The following is a 16600-nucleotide window of genomic DNA, read 5'->3' as shown; positions in this document are numbered from 1 at the left end:
AGACGAGAACCGGGAAGGAACCCGATGAGGTTCCTTCCCGGTCGCATGTGCACCCTTGTCGGAGCATCCTCGACATCGGAACACGCTCAACCCAGCGCCCGATCCCACTGGATGACCTGCTCGAACAACTCCGGATACTTTCTCTCGGCATACCGCCTGTAGGCGTCGATGTGCTCACGCATGTACCGTTCCGAGCCCTCGGCGTCCCCGCTCGCAAGGCATTCGTAGATTTGCGTATGAGCGACGATGATGGCCTCTCGACGATGCGGCGGATAGTCCATCCCGATGGCCGTGCCGTCCATGATCCCCAGCAGGGAATCCACCAGGTAACCGAACAGCGGATTCCCCGACGACCATGCGATCAGGTCGTGGAAGGTCTTGTTCGCTTCGAGAAACTCACTCTGATCGCTCAGCGAGCCGTGCATCCGGTCGACCGTCTCCTTCAGGCTGGTCAGGGTCGCGTCCGATACCCGTGCGGCTGCAAGCCGGCTGATCATGGGCTCGAGTGCCGTTCTGGCCTCGACGACCACCTTGAATGGTGCGTCGTTGAGCTGCATGAGCAGGATGAGCGAACTCGCGAGGTGCGAAGCATCAGGATCGAGCAGCACCGGACCTCCCCTGGGTCCCGGTTTCAACGCGATCACTCCCTGGAATTCCAGCAGCCGGAGGGCTTCCCGGAGGGTGCCTCGTCCGATTCCGTACTTCTCGAGCATGACGCGCTCGGGAGGGAGAAGATCGTCGGCCACCAGGTTCTCCCGACCGGCATCCTTGATGATCTGCTGCGCCACCACCATTGCGGCCTTCGGCGCCCGACTCGTGATCATTGCGACTCCCGTCAGAACCACGCCGGCCCGAAACGACCGCCGCAGGACCTCCACTTCCGTCACTTGTCGACGAAATGATGCTAACCATTATAACGTGTAATGGAGTGCGGCCGAGGAGGTTCGTCCGGGCGTCCACCTCGTCCGCTCCGCAGCACCTGCTGCATCCGGCTCGACACCCGAACGAAGGAGTTTCGATGTCCACGCCCACCACCACGAGCGTCGTGCTCGAATCGATCGATTCGAGCTTGTGGATTCGCCTCAATCGCCCTGAACGCCGCAATGCATTCGATCCGGAGATGTGCTCGACGATCGTCGACGCCCTGCACGACGCCAACAGCTACCGATCGGTCGTCATCACCGGGTCCGGCGGAAGTTTCTGCGCCGGCGGTTCCCTCGGCCAACTGAGCGAACCCACCGTTCCCGAGATGCGTAAGCTCTACCGCTCGTCACTGGCATTGTTCGACGCGATCCGGTCCTGCCCACGACCGGTCGTCGCCGCAGTCAACGGTGCAGCGGCTGGGGGCGGCAACGAACTGGTGGTCGCCTGCGACCTCGCAGTCGCCGCCCGATCGGCGACCTTCGGGCAGACCGGCCCCCGAGTCGGGAGCTCGCCCGTCTCGGGCGCAACGAACGTCATGGGGGTCCAGATCGGCGAGAAACGCGCCAAGGAACTGTCGATGCTGTGCCGTCGGTATCCGGCCGAGCGCGCCTACGAGATGGGGTTGGTCAACGAAGTCGTCGACGACGACGCCCTCGAACAGCATGTGCGCGCACTGTGTCGCGAATTCGAGGCGCTGAGCCCCCGCTACTTGGAGATCACCAAGATCAGTTCGAATATCTGGTGGAACTCCGCGCGAGATTCGTTCAGCACCGGGCTGGGCATGTTGGTCCAGGCGATCGGCAGCGAGGATATGACCGAAGGGGCGCGAGCGTTTCTCGACAAGAGGAAGCCACAGTTTCCTTCGCCGGAATAGTGGGCATCACACAAATCCTGAGTATGAATGTGCACAATTGGGTGCACAATGAGTACAGTGCACACTCCGTAAGGACAGTCCCCTGTTCGCGACGGAGCACGGCGGAGAACATCTTCGTCAGGAGAGATCTCCGCGTCGACCGAGACCGGAGGGTACGAAGCTAGAGGAGGCTCCGTGACAATGCCGAGAGGCCCGAAGACGTCACTCGTCGTCGCGCAGCAGATCGTTCGGGACACCGCCCGGAAAGGCCTCCGCCCCGGCGACCTTCTCCCTCCGGAGAAGGCGATGCTCGAGGAGTACCAGATCGGTCGCGGCACGCTCCGCGAAGGATTGCGTCTGCTCGAGTTCCAGGGAATGCTCACGTTCAAACCCGGCCCGAAGGGCGGGCCGGTGCTGCTGGATCCTGACGCCTCGCATCTCGCCAGCACGATCATACTGCTCATGCAGTTGCAGAACGCTTCACTCAACACCATCGTCGAGGCTCGCACCGCCCTCGAACCTGTGGTGTGCCGCCTGGCCGCGGAACGCATCGGCGAGGACAAACTCGTCGAACTCAAGGATTCCGTCGACCGGATGCAACAGTCGGTGGAGGCAGCCGACATCGACACCTTCCTCGAGACCAACAAGCAGTTCCACGACATCATCGCCTGGTCGACCGGTAACGCTCTGTTCGGATATCTGACCGACGCCCTCATGCGCATCACCGGGGGCACGGTGATGGGTATCGACCATCCCGCGTCGCTCCGTAAGACCACCCTCAAAGCGCATACTCAGATCTACGAAGCACTGAACAACCACGACGCCGACCTCTCCGAGGATCGGATGCGCGATCACATCAAGGAATATGTGAAGTACGCGGAGCGGAAATTCCCCGAAGTGCTGAGCCAGGTACTGCCCTGGAATCAGGCGCTCGGCGGCTGAGACCTCCACCTCTACGGGACCGACGGGCCCGCACCGGTACATCCGGTGCGGGCCCGCTCTTTTCGGCTCGCCTCTTCCCGGCCTCGGTGACCAGATCACGACACAGTCCACATCACCGAGAATCTATTGCTTCTATTGATGCATATGGTTATGGTGATCACGATCACAGGATCCGGCGGATCGGTACCCCACCGACGCCACGCGAATCTTCCCCGTTCACCGTGAGGAGACGTCATGAAGACCATCGGAGCACTGCTGTGGGAGCCCGGTACCAAATCCGGATGGAGCGTCGAGGAAATCGAGATCGATCCGCCCAAGAGCCGTGAGGTACGCGTCAAACTCGCCGCCTCCGGAATCTGCCACAGCGACGACCACGTCGACACCGGCGACATCCCCCTCGACTGGGCGCCGATCATCGGCGGCCACGAAGGTGCCGGAGTCATCGAGGAACTCGGTCCGGACGTCACCGGTTTCGAGGTGGGCGATCATGTCGTCCTGTCCTTCCTGCCCTCGTGCGGCAACTGCCGTATGTGCACGATCGGCAAGTCCAACATGTGCGAACGCGGCGCCGGTGTTCTCGGTGGCTTCGCTCCCGATGGCACCCACCGCGTTCATGCCCGGGGTCAGGGTGTCGGACCGTTCTCCTATCTCGGCACCTTCTCCCCTTACGTCGTGGTGAACATCGACTCGTGCGTCAAGATCGACAAGGACATCCCGCTCGACAAGGCCGCCCTCATCGGCTGCGGTGTGCCCACCGGCTGGGGATCGTCCGTCTACGCCGCAGACATCCAACTCGGTGACACCGTCGTCATCATCGGAACCGGCGGCGTCGGCATGAATGCCGTTCAGGGAGCGCGTCACAAGGGCGCGAAGAACATCGTCACGATCGATCCGGTCGAGTTCAAGCGCGACATGGCCAAGCACTTCGGCGCGACGCAGACCGTCGAGAACCTCGACCAGTGCCGCGACGTCATCGACCAGCTCACCAACGGCCAGGGAGCAGATGTCGTCATCATCACTGTCGACATCGCCTACGGCCACCTCCTCAATCCGGCGCAGGAGATGACCCGCCGCGGGGGCACTCTGGTGCTCACCTCCGCCGCGCCCGTCACCCAGCGCGACGTTCCCTTCGACCTGTTCACCTTCGCTATGTCCGGCAAACGACTGCAGGGCACCCTGTACGGCACCACCACGGCGCGCCGTGACATCCCTCTGATCACGGACATGTACCGACGTGGTGAGTTCAAACTCGACGAACTGATCACCAAGACCTACAAGCTCGAAGACATCAACACCGCGTTCGCGGACATGCGCGAAGGCAAGAACATCCGCGGCGTCATCGTCTACGACGACTGATCTCCGTCCTTCCTCAGCATTCGCCGCACTGCAACGGATTCGACTCGGGCCGGGGTGGAGTGATACTCCGCTCCGGCCCTACGCATGCACTTCCCAGGAGTTCAGCAGATGACCACATCCGCTCGTATCGAACCGGATGCCACCGCACTGGCACGACTGATCGCGAAGGACGAGATCCGTGATCTCGCCGGCCGATACGCACTCGCCGTCGACGATCACGACATCGAATCGGTCCTGTCGATGTTCGCCGAGGACGGAGTGTTCGAAGTCGCCGGACGTCAACTTCGGGGGCACAACGAGATTCGGCCCTTCTATGTCGACAGCATGGATCGCTATCACACCATGCTGCACACTCCCGAGATCCATCTCGTCACGCTCGTGGACGACACGAACGCAACAGGGATCATGACCGGACACGCCGAACTCGCGGTACACGACACCCTGATGATGACGGCCTTCCGATATCACGACCGCTACACCAGAACAAAGAACGGCTGGTTGTTCCAAAGACGCTCCGTATCGTTCATGTATGCGCTACCTTTCGAATCGATGAGCTCGAGTTTCCGTTCCACCAAACGGATTCGGTGGCCGCAAACCCGATACTCCGAAGCCGACTATCCCGAGTCGGCATCCACCTGGAACACCTACCGCGGAACGGAATCTCCCGGTCCGCGTTGAAGGAGCACTCATGTCAGGACGGGTAGCAGGCAAGGTCGCATTCATCACCGGAGCGGCGCGCGGGCAGGGACGCAGTCACGCCATCCGGCTCGCCGAGGAGGGCGCCGACATCATCGCCCTCGACATAGCCGGCACCATCGACAGCGTCGAACGCTTCTATCCCAGCGCCACCGAGGAGGACTTCGCCGAGACGGTACGTGAGGTCGAATCCCGCGGACGCAAGATCGTCGCCCGCACCGCGGACGTCCGCGATTTCGACGCCGTAGCAGCCGTGGTACAGGAAGGCATCGCCCAGTTCGGCCGGATCGACACGGTCGTCGCCAACGCAGGCATCTTCCTGTTCGGCGAACCCACCCACCTGGTCACCGAGAGCGACTGGGACGACGTCCTCGACATCAACCTCAAGGGCGTGTGGCACACCTGCAAGGCCGTCACCCCGCAACTCGTCGAACAGGGTAGCGGCTCGATCATCATCACCAGCTCGTCGGCCGGTATCAAGGGCACACCCAACGTCGCGCCCTACACGGCGAGCAAGCACGCCGTCGTAGGCCTGATGCGCACCCTCGCCCTGGAACTGGGACCCCACGGAATCCGAGTCAACACCGTCCATCCCACCGGTGTGGCCACCGACATGATTCTCAATGAATCGTGCTTCCGCCTCTTCCTTCCCGACGAGGAGCACCCGACCAAGGAACAGGCGGCACCCGTCTTCGCGACCACCAACGCCATCCCGATCCCATGGGTGGAACCGATCGACATCTCCAACGCCGTCCTGTTCCTCGCCTCCGACGAAGCCCGTTACGTCACAGGCACCGAACTCAAGGTCGACGCCGGGTACACGACGCGATGACCGCGCAGGAAAAGAGGGACACCGCAGGCTCGGACGACATGCTCGTCGACGTCGCACACGACTGGCTCGAGAAGCTCGGACGGACCCTGCGCCGAGGTGACACCGACTCGTACGGGAAGGTGTTCGTTCCCGATGCATGGTGGCGCGACCTGCTGGCGTTCAGCGGAGACCTGCGCAGCCTCCACACGGTCGACGCCATCGGACCGATGATCGCGACCGCAGGAACCCTCGAGGTCTCCGACCTCGAACTCGATCCCCGGGTTCCGCCGGCACTGTCGTCCGGAGATACAGCACCTCCCGTGCTCCAGATCCTGTTCGGACTCACCACCCGGGTGGGCTGCGTCCGCGCGGTCGCGCGGCTCACCCCGGGCGACGACGACATCTGGCGGGCGACCGCACTGCTCACCGAACTCGACACCCTACACGGCCACGAACCGGCAACCGGACGTCGACGCCCGCACGGCGCACCCGAGTCCGGTGGGTGGGTCGAAGACCGGCGCGGCGGAGGAGCACGTGAGGCCTCGACGGTCGACGAGCCGGAGGTCGTCGTCATCGGCGCCGGACACTCGGGACTCGGCCTCGCCGCGCACCTGAAGACACTCGGAGTGCGGGCGCTCGTCGTCGACCGGAACGCGCACATCGGCGACAACTGGCGCAGCCGTTACGACTCGCTCGTACTGCACGATCCGGTGTGGGCGAACCATCTTCCGTTCCTTCCGTTTCCTCCGACCTGGCCGGTCTTCACACCGAAGGACAGGATGGGTGACTGGCTCGAGCTGTACGCCCTCGCCCTCGGGTTGGACGTGCGGACCGGCACCACGGTCACATCGAGCACCTACGACGTCTCGACGGGAACGTGGGAACTCGACCTGGACGACTGCGGACAGGTGCACACCGTGCGACCCCGCCATGTCGTGCTCGCCACCGGCCTCAGCGGCACCGAACCTCTGGTCCCCGAATTCGAGGGCACCGACCTCTTCCGTGGAGAGATTCTGCACTCGGGACGGTACCGAACCGACCCGGCACGAGCCGGCACCTCGGTGGTCGTGATCGGCACCGGCAACAGCGGCCACGACATCGCACAGGACCTGTACCTGTCGGGGGCGAACGTGACCCTGGTGCAACGCGGACCCACATACGTGGTGGGCGGCACCACGGTGGTCGACGTGATGCTCGAGCCCGCATACGGTGAGGACTCGCCTCCGACCGAGATCTCCGACCTCGTCGGAGCATCGTTCCCCCGATTCGACGAGTCGGCTCGAGACGGACTGCGCGCGGCCGTGGCACTCATGGCCGAACGCGACCGCCCACTTCTCGACGGCCTCACCACACGAGGATTCCGCCACAACCTCGGCGACGACGACATGGGGGCAATGAACCTGTTCCTCACCCGCAACGGCGGTTACTACATCGACGTAGGAGCGTCCCGCCTCATCGGCGACGGTGAGATCGAGCTGGTGTCCGGAACGATCGAAGGGTTCACACCTGATGCCCTTCGGATGAGCGACGGCCGTCGGATTCCCGCCGATACGGTGGTTCTCGCCACCGGCTTCCGCGGAATCCACGACACCGCACGGCGTGTTCTGGGCGATGCCGTCGCCGACAAGTGCGGACCGGTATGGGGTCTCGACGACGAGGGAGAAGTCCGCTCGGTGTGGCGACGGTCGGGACACGACGGCTTCTGGTTCAGCGGCGGCAACCTGACCATGGCTCGCGTCTACAACAAGTACCTGGCGCTCCAGATCAAGGCAGATCTCGAAGGAATCGAATTCTTTCCCACCCCATAATTTTCCGAGGAGGAGTACATCATGTCGATCGACAACATCATCGGCGAGGACAGAGCCGGCGACATCGCCGAGATCACCCGGGTCACCCACGTGTACGCCCGGGGTCTCGATCGGTTCGATCCGAAAGAGACATTGTCCGCTTTCACCGTGGACGGTGTGTGGGATGCCAGTGCGGTCGGACTGACTCGATACGAAGGTCACGAACAACTGCTCGACTTCTTCGAGCGTGACGCCGAAGCCGTGGACAAGCAGTTCCACATCATCACCAACCACGTCATCGATTTCCAGGATGCGGACAATGCCACCGGCACCAATTACGTGTTCTCCGAAGCGGAGATGAAGAACGGCGCGGCGATCAAGGCGATCGCTCTCAACACCGACCGATACACCCGGACCGCCGAGGGATGGAAGATCGCCGAACGGGTCATCACCGCGTTGACCACTCCGCAGATGGATGGGTTCGACGCCTGACAACCGGACCCGAGCGGAGAACGGCGGCGGGCAGCGATCACTGTGTCGTTGCCCGCCGCCGTACCGTTCTAGATTCCCTTGGTGATCTCGTAGAAGTCGAACGAGACGCCTGCCTGTGCGAAGTTCTCGAGATCGGCAGCACCCTTCTGCCCCTCGGGCGATGCCATGTCTTCGAGCATGGCTTCCTTGCTGTCCCAGTCGCAGACCGCGACGAGGAAGTGCTGGGGCGTGGTCCCGTCGGCGGTACTGCACACACCCCACTCGAAGTTCCGCAGACCCTTCTGGTCGAGGGCGAGCCTCGCATGGACGTTCCGGTAGTGGTCGAGGAATTCGGCGGGATCCTCGGGGTGGTTGTAGGTGGCGACGAGTCGGTACACGATTCCTCCTGGAACGGGCTTCGGCGAACGCCGAGCGGGTTGAGATCCGGTCGGACCCGGGGCGATACGGGCCGGGGTCGATATCTACGATCGTGATTGATTATATCGATTCGCATTGTTATTGTGGTGCCAATCACATTCCGGATCGTGCGGGTGTCACGACCTCATTCGGTTCACGGTCCTCCCGCATCCGGACAACCCGGAACAGACCCCGAATTCCGCTGTACGCCTTCATCCCCGACATCCAGGAAAGGCATCCAGATGACTTCTGCACCTGCAGCCACCGACCACTCCACCCTGATCGAGGTCGACGCGGTCGTGGTCGGAGCCGGATTCTCCGGCCTCTACCTGCTGTGGAAGCTCCGCAAACACGGTTACACCGCAGTCGCGTTCGACAAGGGCAAGGAAGTCGGGGGCACTTGGCACTGGAACCGCTACCCCGGCGCACGCTGCGACGTCGACAGCCACGACTACTCCTTCGGATTCGACGAGGAACTCGAGCAGGAATGGGAATGGACCGAGCGATACCCCTCCCAACCCGAACTGCAGGCCTACCTCTCACACGTCGCCGACCGCTTCGACCTCCGCCGCGACATCCGACTCGAAACCGCGGTCACCGAAGCTCATTTCGATGAGACCACACAGAAGTGGATCGTGCGCACCGACACCGGCGAGACATGCATCGCCACGTTCTGCCTCATGGCGGTCGGATGCCTGTCCGTCCCCAAGGACGTCGACGTACCCGGCCTCGAGAACTACACCGGACCCGTCTACCGCACCAGCTCCTGGCCCGAAGACGGAGTCGACTTCTCGGGACTGAAGGTCGTCGCCGTCGGCACCGGATCCTCGGGCGTGCAGGCCATCCCCGAGATCGCGAAGCAAGCCGGTCGGTTGACCGTACTGCAGCGCACCGCCAACTTCGTCATCCCCGCACGCAACCACAAGCTCGATCCCGCATACGTCGCCGATATCAAAGCGAACTACCGCGAGCGACGCCGTCTCTCGCGGTCGCTACCCGCCGGCTGCATCCGGGACGACAATCCGAAGACCGCGTTCGAGGTCAGCGACGAGGAACGCCGCGCCGAGTTCGAGAAGCGCTGGGAAGGAGGAGGAATCGCCTTCCTCGGCGCTTACTCCGATCTCATGGTCGATCAGAAGGCCAACGACGCCGTCTCCGACTTCATCCGCTCCAAGATCGACGAGATCGTCACCGACCCGGAGACCGCCGACAGCCTCAAACCGTACGGCTACCCGATGGGCGCCAAGCGCCCAGTCGTCGGTACCGACTGGTACGAGACGTTCAACCGCGACAACGTCGAACTCGTCGACCTCCGCAAGAAGCCTCTGGACCGCTTCACCGACAAGGGGATGCGACTGGCGGACGGGACCGAGTACGAATTCGACGCCGTCGTGCTGGCCACCGGATTCGACGCTTTCACCGGCGCATTCACTTCGATGGACATTCGCGGCCGCGACGGTCGTGCACTGACAGAAGCATGGTCGCAGGGCCCGAAGACCCATCTGGGCCTGGGGACGGCCGGCTTCCCCAACATGTTCATCATCGCCAACGTCGGCAGCCCGTCCGTCCTCGCCAACATGGTCACCGCCATCGAACAGCATGTCGAGTGGACGATCGAGACGATGGACCACATGCGGGACCACGGCTTCACCACGATCGAAGCCACCGAGGATGCCCAAGAGGCCTGGGTGCGGACCGTCGAGGAGATCGCCGACACCACTCTGTGGCCGCAGGGACAGTCGGGCTCCTGGTACCGAGGTGCCAACATCGACGGCAAACCGCAGATCTTCATGCCGTACGCCGGCGGCATCGTGCTCTACGAGGAGACCTGGAACGAAGTCCGGGACGCCGGATACAAGGGATTCGTCCTCCAACCCTGACATCGCGGGTCCGACGCCGGGTGAGTGCCTGAGNGCCGGTTGCAACGACTTTCTCGCGGCACTCCGGACGAGCAGCGGCCCCCTTCTCCCATCGGACGACGGAAGAAAGGGGCCGAACCCCGTAGCGTCGATCGCGCTCGTGCGCTCAGACGAGTTTGGCCAGCGCGTAGGCCTGTCGAGTGGCGAACACCAACCGGCGCGGTGCGTACGCATCACCGAGGATGTGGACCTGCCGATCACCCGTCGTCGCGGGACCGCTCTTCAAGCTCTCGTACAGAGCGGCGTCACCGATACCACCACACGCCAGCACGACACTGTCGAATCCGTCGACCTCGTAGGTGCGTCCCGAGTACACGTTCCGGGTGATCACCCCGGTGGGGGTGATCTCGACGACGTCCTCCATGAAGCGATACTGCACGCCCTTGTCGTCGAGGCGTCCGAGGATTGCGCCCACGATGTACCGTCCCAGCAGCTGGCCGGCGGTCTGCGTCGCATACACGAGTGTGACCTCGCTGCCCCGTTCGGTGAGATGGTCGGCCAGTGACAGCGGGGGCATGTGATCGTCCTGTGCGACGATCAGAACCCGCTTGCCGACCGTCGCCTCACCACTCAGGACGTCGCGGATGTCGGCGACGTTGTCGCCGTACACCCCGGGAATCTCCGGGATCCGGCGGGTCGAGCCGGTCGCCACTGCGACCACGTCGAAGTCCGCGTTCTCGATCTCGGACCGCGTTGCGGTGTGCTCGAAGTCGATCTTGACACCGACACGTTCGAGCCTGCGCTGCTGCCACTCGAGGTATTCGGCGAACTTGTCGTAAGTGGGCGCGTTGATCGCGGTGCGCAGCTGACCGCCGAGAACGGTCGACGACTCCCACAGCTCGACGTCGTGCCCCTTCTCCCGTGCCAGCGCCGCGAACTCCATCCCTGCGGGTCCACCACCGACGACCAGCACCCGCTTCGGGTCGCGCACCGTCGGCCACGGGCCGTCGATCTCGTTGCTCGTGACCGGATTGACAGCGCACCCGAACGGCAGGTTCTCCACGTAACGCCGACTGATGCACTCGTTGCCGCCCACGCAGGGCCGGATCTCGTCGACACGACCGGTCCGGGTCTTCTCGATGATCTCCGGCTCGGCGATGTGCGCGCGTGCCATACCCACCACGTCGGCATGGCCCGCTGCGAGGATCCGCTCGGCCACGTCCGGATGATTGATCCGACCGGTGTGTACGACGGGCAACGAGATCGCCCGCTTGAACCGTCCGGCCAGGTCGGCCCACTGTCCTGCCTCGAAGAAATGCGGCTGGATGTAGGACGGGTTACCCCAAGGACTTCCGACCACTCCGTGGAAGTAGTCGACCAGCCCGGTGCTTTCGAGGTACTGCGCGATCTCGATGGCCCCGTCGAGGTCGTAACCACCGGGCACCTCCTCACGCAGATTCAGACGGACGCCGATCACCATCGACGACCCGATCACGTCACGGGTCGCGCGCAGTACTTCGACGGGGAATCGGCAGCGGTTCTCGATGGAGCCGCCGTACTCGTCGTCGCGCTTGTTGGTCAGCGGCGAGAGGAAGTACTCGAGGAGGTCGTCGTGGTTCATGTGGAGCTCGACCCCGTCGAGACGGGCCGCTTGGGCCTGTCTCGCGCAGAACTCGTACTGCCCGACGAAGTACGCGATCTCCTCGCGGTCGAGCCGGTGCGGCACGGTGTTGATCACCGGAGCGCTGAGAACCGGCGACGCGCCGTGCGGCATACCGCCCTGATGCACCATCTGTCCCGTGGCGACCGCGCCCTCGGCGTGCAGGGCATCCGAATACCCCTGCACTCGTTCGACGAAGAACGGCAGACTGTAGTGCCCCTGCACCGTCGCCCCGATACCGGTCGGTTCGAATCCGGGGATCACGCCCGTGTTCGGCACCCACGCGCTGAGACTGTCGAACCAGGCTGCACCACCGCGGGCACGGGAGACGTAGTACGCGATGTTGCGTTCCGCCTCCTCGTCCGTGCCGAAGATGTTGCCGATCGCGGAAGCGTGCGGTGGCAGCATCACCCGGTTCTTCAACTTCATCGGCCCCACTTGGAAGGGGGACAACAGGTGCGAATAGTCGGACATCGGATCCGCAGACATGGCATTCACTTTCTCGTCGAGCGAGTCCCCGTCCCGCCACCACGGCCGTCTCCGGGCATCTTGGTGGAGTCGTGGCTGACGGCGATACGCACCGGGCGTACCTCGAGGACTACACGATTGGGACTGTCCAGCAATTGTTCGAAGGCAACGGGATCGTTCGGTGCGTGGTGGTGTGCGAATGCCGGATAGAACCACCGCTTCGTCTTCTCATCGGTACGGACCGTGGCGCGGCCGCGGATGGCGAGCATCCTGCGCCCCGGCAGGTCCGTCCCGGCATTGGAGACGACGAGGGTCACCCGCGGGTCACGACGAGCGGCTCGCACATGAGCGCGGCCGCTTGCTGCGGTGAGCCAGAACGTGCCGTCGCGGTACAGATAGCTCATCACGACTCCGGCCGGCCATCCTTCCTCCGTCGTGAAGGTGAAGGTGCACTCACGTTGTGCGTCGAGAAGACGTTCCTGGGTTCGGGCGTCGACACGCAGTGACGTCAGGTCTTCGTTGTCGTCGATACCTACGGCCATCGCGGGACCTACTTGACGTAGGCGCCGGCGTCGACCGGGAAGGTGACGCCCGTGACGTAGCGGGCTTCGTCGCTGCCGAGGAAGAGCACCGCGTTGCTGATGTCGATCGGGTCGATCCACGGGGTGGGCAGGGTGTTGAGGGACATGAATCCCGGCATCGCCTTCTCCTGCGTCGGCTCAGGGTCGCCGGGTGAGAACATGCCGTAGGTGCCCGGGTTCTGGATCATCGTCGTATCGACGTTGGTGGGGTGGATCGTGTTGACCCGGATGTTGTGCGGACCGAGTTCGTTCGCCATCGTGCGCATCAGGCCGACGATGCCGTGCTTCGCGGCGACGTAGTGCCCCACGTGTTGCACGCCCTTGAGCCCTCCGATCGAGCTGATGAACATGATCGACCCGCCGCGACCGGCCTCGATCATGTGCGGGATCGCGACCGCAGCGGTGTTGTAGACGCCGGTGAGATTGACGTCGATCATGTCGCGCCACTGCTCTTCGGTCAGCTCCCAGGACAGACCGTAGGTGGCGATGCCGGCGTTCGCGACGACGATGTCGACTCCGCCGAGATGGGAGATGCCGTCCTCAAGCGCTTTCTGCAGACCGGCCCGGTCGCGGACATCGGTCCTGTGGGCGATGATGCGCCGGCCGAGTCCCTCGACCAGGCGCACCGTCTCGTCGAGGTCGGCCTCCGTGGCGAGATCGTAGTACGGGCTGACGGAGTCGATGTTCTCGCAGATGTCGACGGCGATGATGTCCGCGCCTTCCTCGGCGAGACGGACCGCGTGGGAGCGGCCCTGACCGCGAGCGGCTCCGGTGATGAATGCGATCTTGCCTGCTGCACGTCCGGTCATAGTGTCCTCCTGGACAGGTGTCGGTGAGCGATCAGTTGTCTACGGGCAGGCGGACCGTGCCCGTTCCTTCCAGGACGCGAGCGCCGTCCACGACGTCGAGGGCGAGGTCGCAGTGCACGAGCAGACCCTCGGGGGTCTCATCGACTGCGGTGACCGTCCCGGATGCCTGCACACGGTCGCCTTCGAAGACGTTGCCGAGGAACCGGAACCGGTATCGGGTGATGCGGTCGACTCCGCCCGCCCAGTTCCCCAGCATGGACATCACGTAGGCGATGTTGCTCGGTCCCTGATTGACGGTGCGTTCACCGAGTCCGAGCGCGCTCGCGGCGGATCGGTCGAAGTGGATGGGGTTCGGGTCGCGCATGAGCGCGGAGAGGGTCTTCATGCGGGCGGGATCCACTGCTTCGATGATCCGAACCGGGATCTGCTGTCCGACAGTAGGTCTCATGAGGAATCACCTCGACGGGGGAAAACGATCGAGTTGGTGGTCGAAGCGTGGTGCACGCCGTTGCCGTCGTGCAGATCGAGCCGATAGCCGATGATGTCGAACGTGCCGGTTCGACGGCCGACCTTGCGGACGGCGGAGACGATCTCTCCCGACACCCGGTAGGTCCCACCCACCTGCAGCGGATGGTGCACGACGGTGTCCGTCTCGCCGGCCATCGGGCCGTCGGCCTCGGTGGCTCCGCACAATGCGAACAGTTCGTCCCAGGTCCACCCCATTGCTCCGGTGGCGACGAGGAACACCAACACCGGGTGCGCTCCCCCGTCGTCGGGATCGGCGAGCAGACTGTCGAGCACGAGGTGGACCCACCAGGGTTCCAGGGTCACCTCCCCACCGGGGAAGGGTGTACCGACCAGTGCGTCCAGTTCGGATTCGCCGGGCGTCGTCCGGTCCGTGCCGACGGTCATCGGGTCGCCGCCGGCTGGAGGTACGGTTCGCGCAGCTCTCGCTTCATGATCTTGCCTGTCGGGGCCTTGGGCAGGGCGTCGACGAAGTCCACCGAGCGTGGTTTCTGGTACGAGGCCAGATTGCGCTTCGCGGTGTCGATGATCTCCTGCTCGGTTGCGGTCTGTCCGGGCTTGAGCACCACCACCGCCTTGACGACCTCACCCCATTCGTCGTCGGGAACGCCGATCACGGCGCATTCGAGTACGGCGGGATGTGCACCGATCGCTTCCTCGACCTGGATGCTGTAGATGTTCTCGCCACCGGAGATGATCATGTCCTTCGCACGGTCGACGATGTAGATGTAGCGTTCCTCGTCCCAGACGGCGACGTCGCCCGTCCACATCCAGCCGTCCCGGAGCGTCTGGGCCGTCAGCTCGGGCTTGTTCCAGTAGCCGAGCATGTTGGCCTCGGAGCGGACGACGATCTCGCCGGGGGTCTTCCCGTCACGCGGCACCTCGTTGCCGTCGAAGTCGACGACGCGAATGGTGGTGCCGAATCCTTCCCGGCCACAGGACTTGAGACGCTGCTCGTTGATCCCGTTGACCGCGTCGCGGTGATCCTCCTGTGACAGGAAGGACATCGTGGTGCCCTCGGTCTGCCCGTAACCCTGGATGAGGGTGCAGGGGAACGCCTCGAGCGCCTGCCGGACGATGGCGGAGGGCATGGGGCCGCCGCCGTACTGGATGTTGCGCAGGCTGGACAGGTCGTAACGGTCGAAGTTCTCGACGGCCATCATCCAGTTGAGCATCGTCGTGATGCCGAGGAACGCCGAGACCTTCTCCTGCTCGATGATCTCGAGCGCCTGCCGGGCTTCGAAGTTGACCAGGACGACGGGGCAGCCGTGCTTCATGTAGTTCATCGAGAGCACGACGGGGATGTGGTACATCTGCCCGGTGAGCATGTAGACATCGGACGGCACGACTCGCTCGGCCACGGTCTGGTTGAGCATGCCGGCGGCGGCACTGGTGTGGGAATGCAACGCGCCCTTGGATTGTCCGGTGGTCCCTCCGGTGTAGAGGATGAAGAACGGATCATCGTTGCCGATGGTCGACGCCCATACCGGTTCTTCGGCACTCGCGGAGGCGAGCAGGTCTTCGTAGGTGCCGGCACCCCCGGGCCCGAATTCGAGCCAATGATCGACGTTCGCGACACGTGTGAGTTCTTCTGCAGTGGAGCGGAACTCGCTCGACGTGATGAGGACTCGGGGGGTGGCGTCGGCGATCAGCTCGAGCAGGGCCGTATCGGCGAGGCGCCAGTTGAGCGGCTGGAGGATGAGTCCGGCCCTGCCGACAGCGAAGAAGAGTTCCTGGAACTCGATACTGTTCTTGGTCAGGACCGCGACGCGGTCCCCTTTCTCGAGCCCGAGGCCCCGCAGACCGTTCGCGAGGCGGCGCACCCTTTCGTCGAGTTCGGCGAAACTGATCCGCCTGTTGTTCGGTACGTCGTAGACCGCCATCCGGTTCGGCGTGAGTGCAGCCCATTTGGCCGGAATGAGTCCCTGGTTCATCGTCATCGACAACGTCTCCACAGTAGAGGTCAGTAAGGAAGGTCGAGAGCGATGTGACGCTTGACCAGTACCCAATCGCCGCCCGTCCTGGTCCATTCGTCCTCGTACTTGCCCGTGGTGAGCACGGTCAGTGCGCCGTCTGCCGCGGAGGTGATGAGCAGGTACGACACGCTGCGTACGTTCTTTTCGTCGACCTCTTCGACCAGCACGTTCGTGGTGATGTGGCGGCGCTGGTCGGACTGGGACTCGTGGGCACCGCGGAAGAGGCCCATGATCTCGTCGCGACCATGGAGGGGACCGACGAGATCTCCGTCGCCGATGCGCATGGTGAAGACGGCCTGCTCGCCGAAAGATGTTTCGACGCCGTCCATGTCACCGTCGTCGTACGCGAGAGCGTAACGGGCGAGGGCGTTTTCGATATCGTTTCTGAGCGACATTGCTACTGCTCCTACCGACGAAGGTTCGAGGAGTGATTCGATGTGACAGCGATCACTTTATACTAATCAT

The 16600-nt window shown here is 63.7% G+C and carries 17 protein-coding genes; 8 read left to right on the top strand and 9 right to left on the bottom strand.

Annotated features, from left to right (window positions below):
- Positions 1-86: 86 nt before the first annotated feature.
- The gene (locus ACLBYD_RS02870) at positions 87-794 is read right to left on the bottom strand and encodes a FadR/GntR family transcriptional regulator (protein WP_447815310.1); all 708 of its coding nucleotides are present in this window, start codon (positions 792-794) and stop codon (positions 87-89) included.
- A 224-nt stretch (positions 795-1018) separates the two neighbouring features.
- Between ACLBYD_RS02870 and ACLBYD_RS02865 the strand changes: the two genes are divergently transcribed.
- From ACLBYD_RS02865 to ACLBYD_RS02835, 7 genes are all read left to right on the top strand, one after another.
- A complete protein-coding gene (locus ACLBYD_RS02865) occupies positions 1019-1798 on the top strand; it encodes an enoyl-CoA hydratase/isomerase family protein (RefSeq protein ID WP_231413490.1) in 780 nt (259 codons plus the stop codon).
- Positions 1799-1978: 180 nt separating this feature from the next.
- On the top strand, positions 1979-2719 hold the full coding sequence (locus tag ACLBYD_RS02860) for a FadR/GntR family transcriptional regulator (protein ID WP_016691147.1): 741 nt from the start codon (positions 1979-1981) through the stop codon (positions 2717-2719).
- Positions 2720-2953: 234 nt separating this feature from the next.
- Positions 2954-4075 (top strand): NDMA-dependent alcohol dehydrogenase, encoded by a 1122-nt coding sequence (locus ACLBYD_RS02855; protein ID WP_094979867.1) that lies wholly within the window; start codon positions 2954-2956, stop codon positions 4073-4075.
- A 108-nt stretch (positions 4076-4183) separates the two neighbouring features.
- A complete protein-coding gene (locus ACLBYD_RS02850; protein WP_447815309.1) occupies positions 4184-4753 on the top strand; it encodes a nuclear transport factor 2 family protein in 570 nt (189 codons plus the stop codon).
- A gap of 10 nt (positions 4754-4763) precedes the next feature.
- Positions 4764-5603: a mycofactocin-coupled SDR family oxidoreductase gene (locus ACLBYD_RS02845; RefSeq protein ID WP_271036177.1), complete on the top strand. Its 840-nt coding sequence runs from the start codon at positions 4764-4766 to the stop codon at positions 5601-5603.
- Complete coding sequence (locus ACLBYD_RS02840) at positions 5600-7390, top strand: flavin-containing monooxygenase (protein WP_447815308.1); 1791 nt, start codon at positions 5600-5602, stop codon at positions 7388-7390. The genes ACLBYD_RS02845 and ACLBYD_RS02840 overlap by 4 nt, the downstream gene beginning before the upstream one ends.
- A gap of 21 nt (positions 7391-7411) precedes the next feature.
- Entirely contained in the window at positions 7412-7861 is a 450-nt protein-coding gene (locus tag ACLBYD_RS02835) for a nuclear transport factor 2 family protein (RefSeq protein ID WP_094979863.1), read from the top strand.
- Between the two features lie 68 nt (positions 7862-7929).
- Here the strand turns inward: ACLBYD_RS02835 and ACLBYD_RS02830 are convergent, their stop codons facing one another.
- Entirely contained in the window at positions 7930-8238 is a 309-nt protein-coding gene (locus ACLBYD_RS02830; RefSeq protein ID WP_447815307.1) for an EthD family reductase, read from the bottom strand.
- Between the two features lie 261 nt (positions 8239-8499).
- On the opposite strand from ACLBYD_RS02830, the gene ACLBYD_RS02825 reads away from it, so the two are divergent.
- Entirely contained in the window at positions 8500-10137 is a 1638-nt protein-coding gene (locus ACLBYD_RS02825) for a flavin-containing monooxygenase (protein ID WP_447815306.1), read from the top strand.
- Between the two features lie 145 nt (positions 10138-10282).
- On the opposite strand, the gene ACLBYD_RS02820 is transcribed toward ACLBYD_RS02825, so the two are convergent.
- Genes ACLBYD_RS02820 through ACLBYD_RS02790 form a run of 7 tightly spaced genes read right to left on the bottom strand, consistent with a single transcriptional unit; the run spans position 10283 to position 16530 of the window.
- Complete coding sequence (locus ACLBYD_RS02820; protein WP_447815305.1) at positions 10283-12265, bottom strand: oxidoreductase; 1983 nt, start codon at positions 12263-12265, stop codon at positions 10283-10285.
- A gap of 5 nt (positions 12266-12270) precedes the next feature.
- On the bottom strand, positions 12271-12786 hold the full coding sequence (locus ACLBYD_RS02815) for a pyridoxamine 5'-phosphate oxidase family protein (RefSeq protein WP_094979859.1): 516 nt from the start codon (positions 12784-12786) through the stop codon (positions 12271-12273).
- An 8-nt stretch (positions 12787-12794) separates the two neighbouring features.
- A complete protein-coding gene (locus tag ACLBYD_RS02810) occupies positions 12795-13634 on the bottom strand; it encodes a mycofactocin-coupled SDR family oxidoreductase (RefSeq protein WP_447815303.1) in 840 nt (279 codons plus the stop codon).
- 31 nt (positions 13635-13665) lie between these two features.
- Positions 13666-14082, bottom strand: a complete 417-nt coding sequence (locus ACLBYD_RS02805; RefSeq protein ID WP_447815302.1) for a MaoC family dehydratase — start codon at positions 14080-14082, stop codon at positions 13666-13668.
- On the bottom strand, positions 14079-14546 hold the full coding sequence (locus tag ACLBYD_RS02800; RefSeq protein ID WP_447815301.1) for a hypothetical protein: 468 nt from the start codon (positions 14544-14546) through the stop codon (positions 14079-14081). Before ACLBYD_RS02800 ends, ACLBYD_RS02805 begins: the two co-directional genes overlap by 4 nt.
- The gene (locus ACLBYD_RS02795; protein WP_271036169.1) at positions 14543-16099 is read right to left on the bottom strand and encodes an AMP-binding protein; all 1557 of its coding nucleotides are present in this window, start codon (positions 16097-16099) and stop codon (positions 14543-14545) included. Before ACLBYD_RS02795 ends, ACLBYD_RS02800 begins: the two co-directional genes overlap by 4 nt.
- Before the next feature lie 23 nt (positions 16100-16122).
- On the bottom strand, positions 16123-16530 hold the full coding sequence (locus tag ACLBYD_RS02790) for a nuclear transport factor 2 family protein (protein WP_094979855.1): 408 nt from the start codon (positions 16528-16530) through the stop codon (positions 16123-16125).
- Positions 16531-16600: the final 70 nt, after the last annotated feature.

The organism is Rhodococcus sp. C26F, from assembly GCF_053345925.1.
This window is presented reverse-complemented; position numbering and strand designations above follow the sequence as displayed.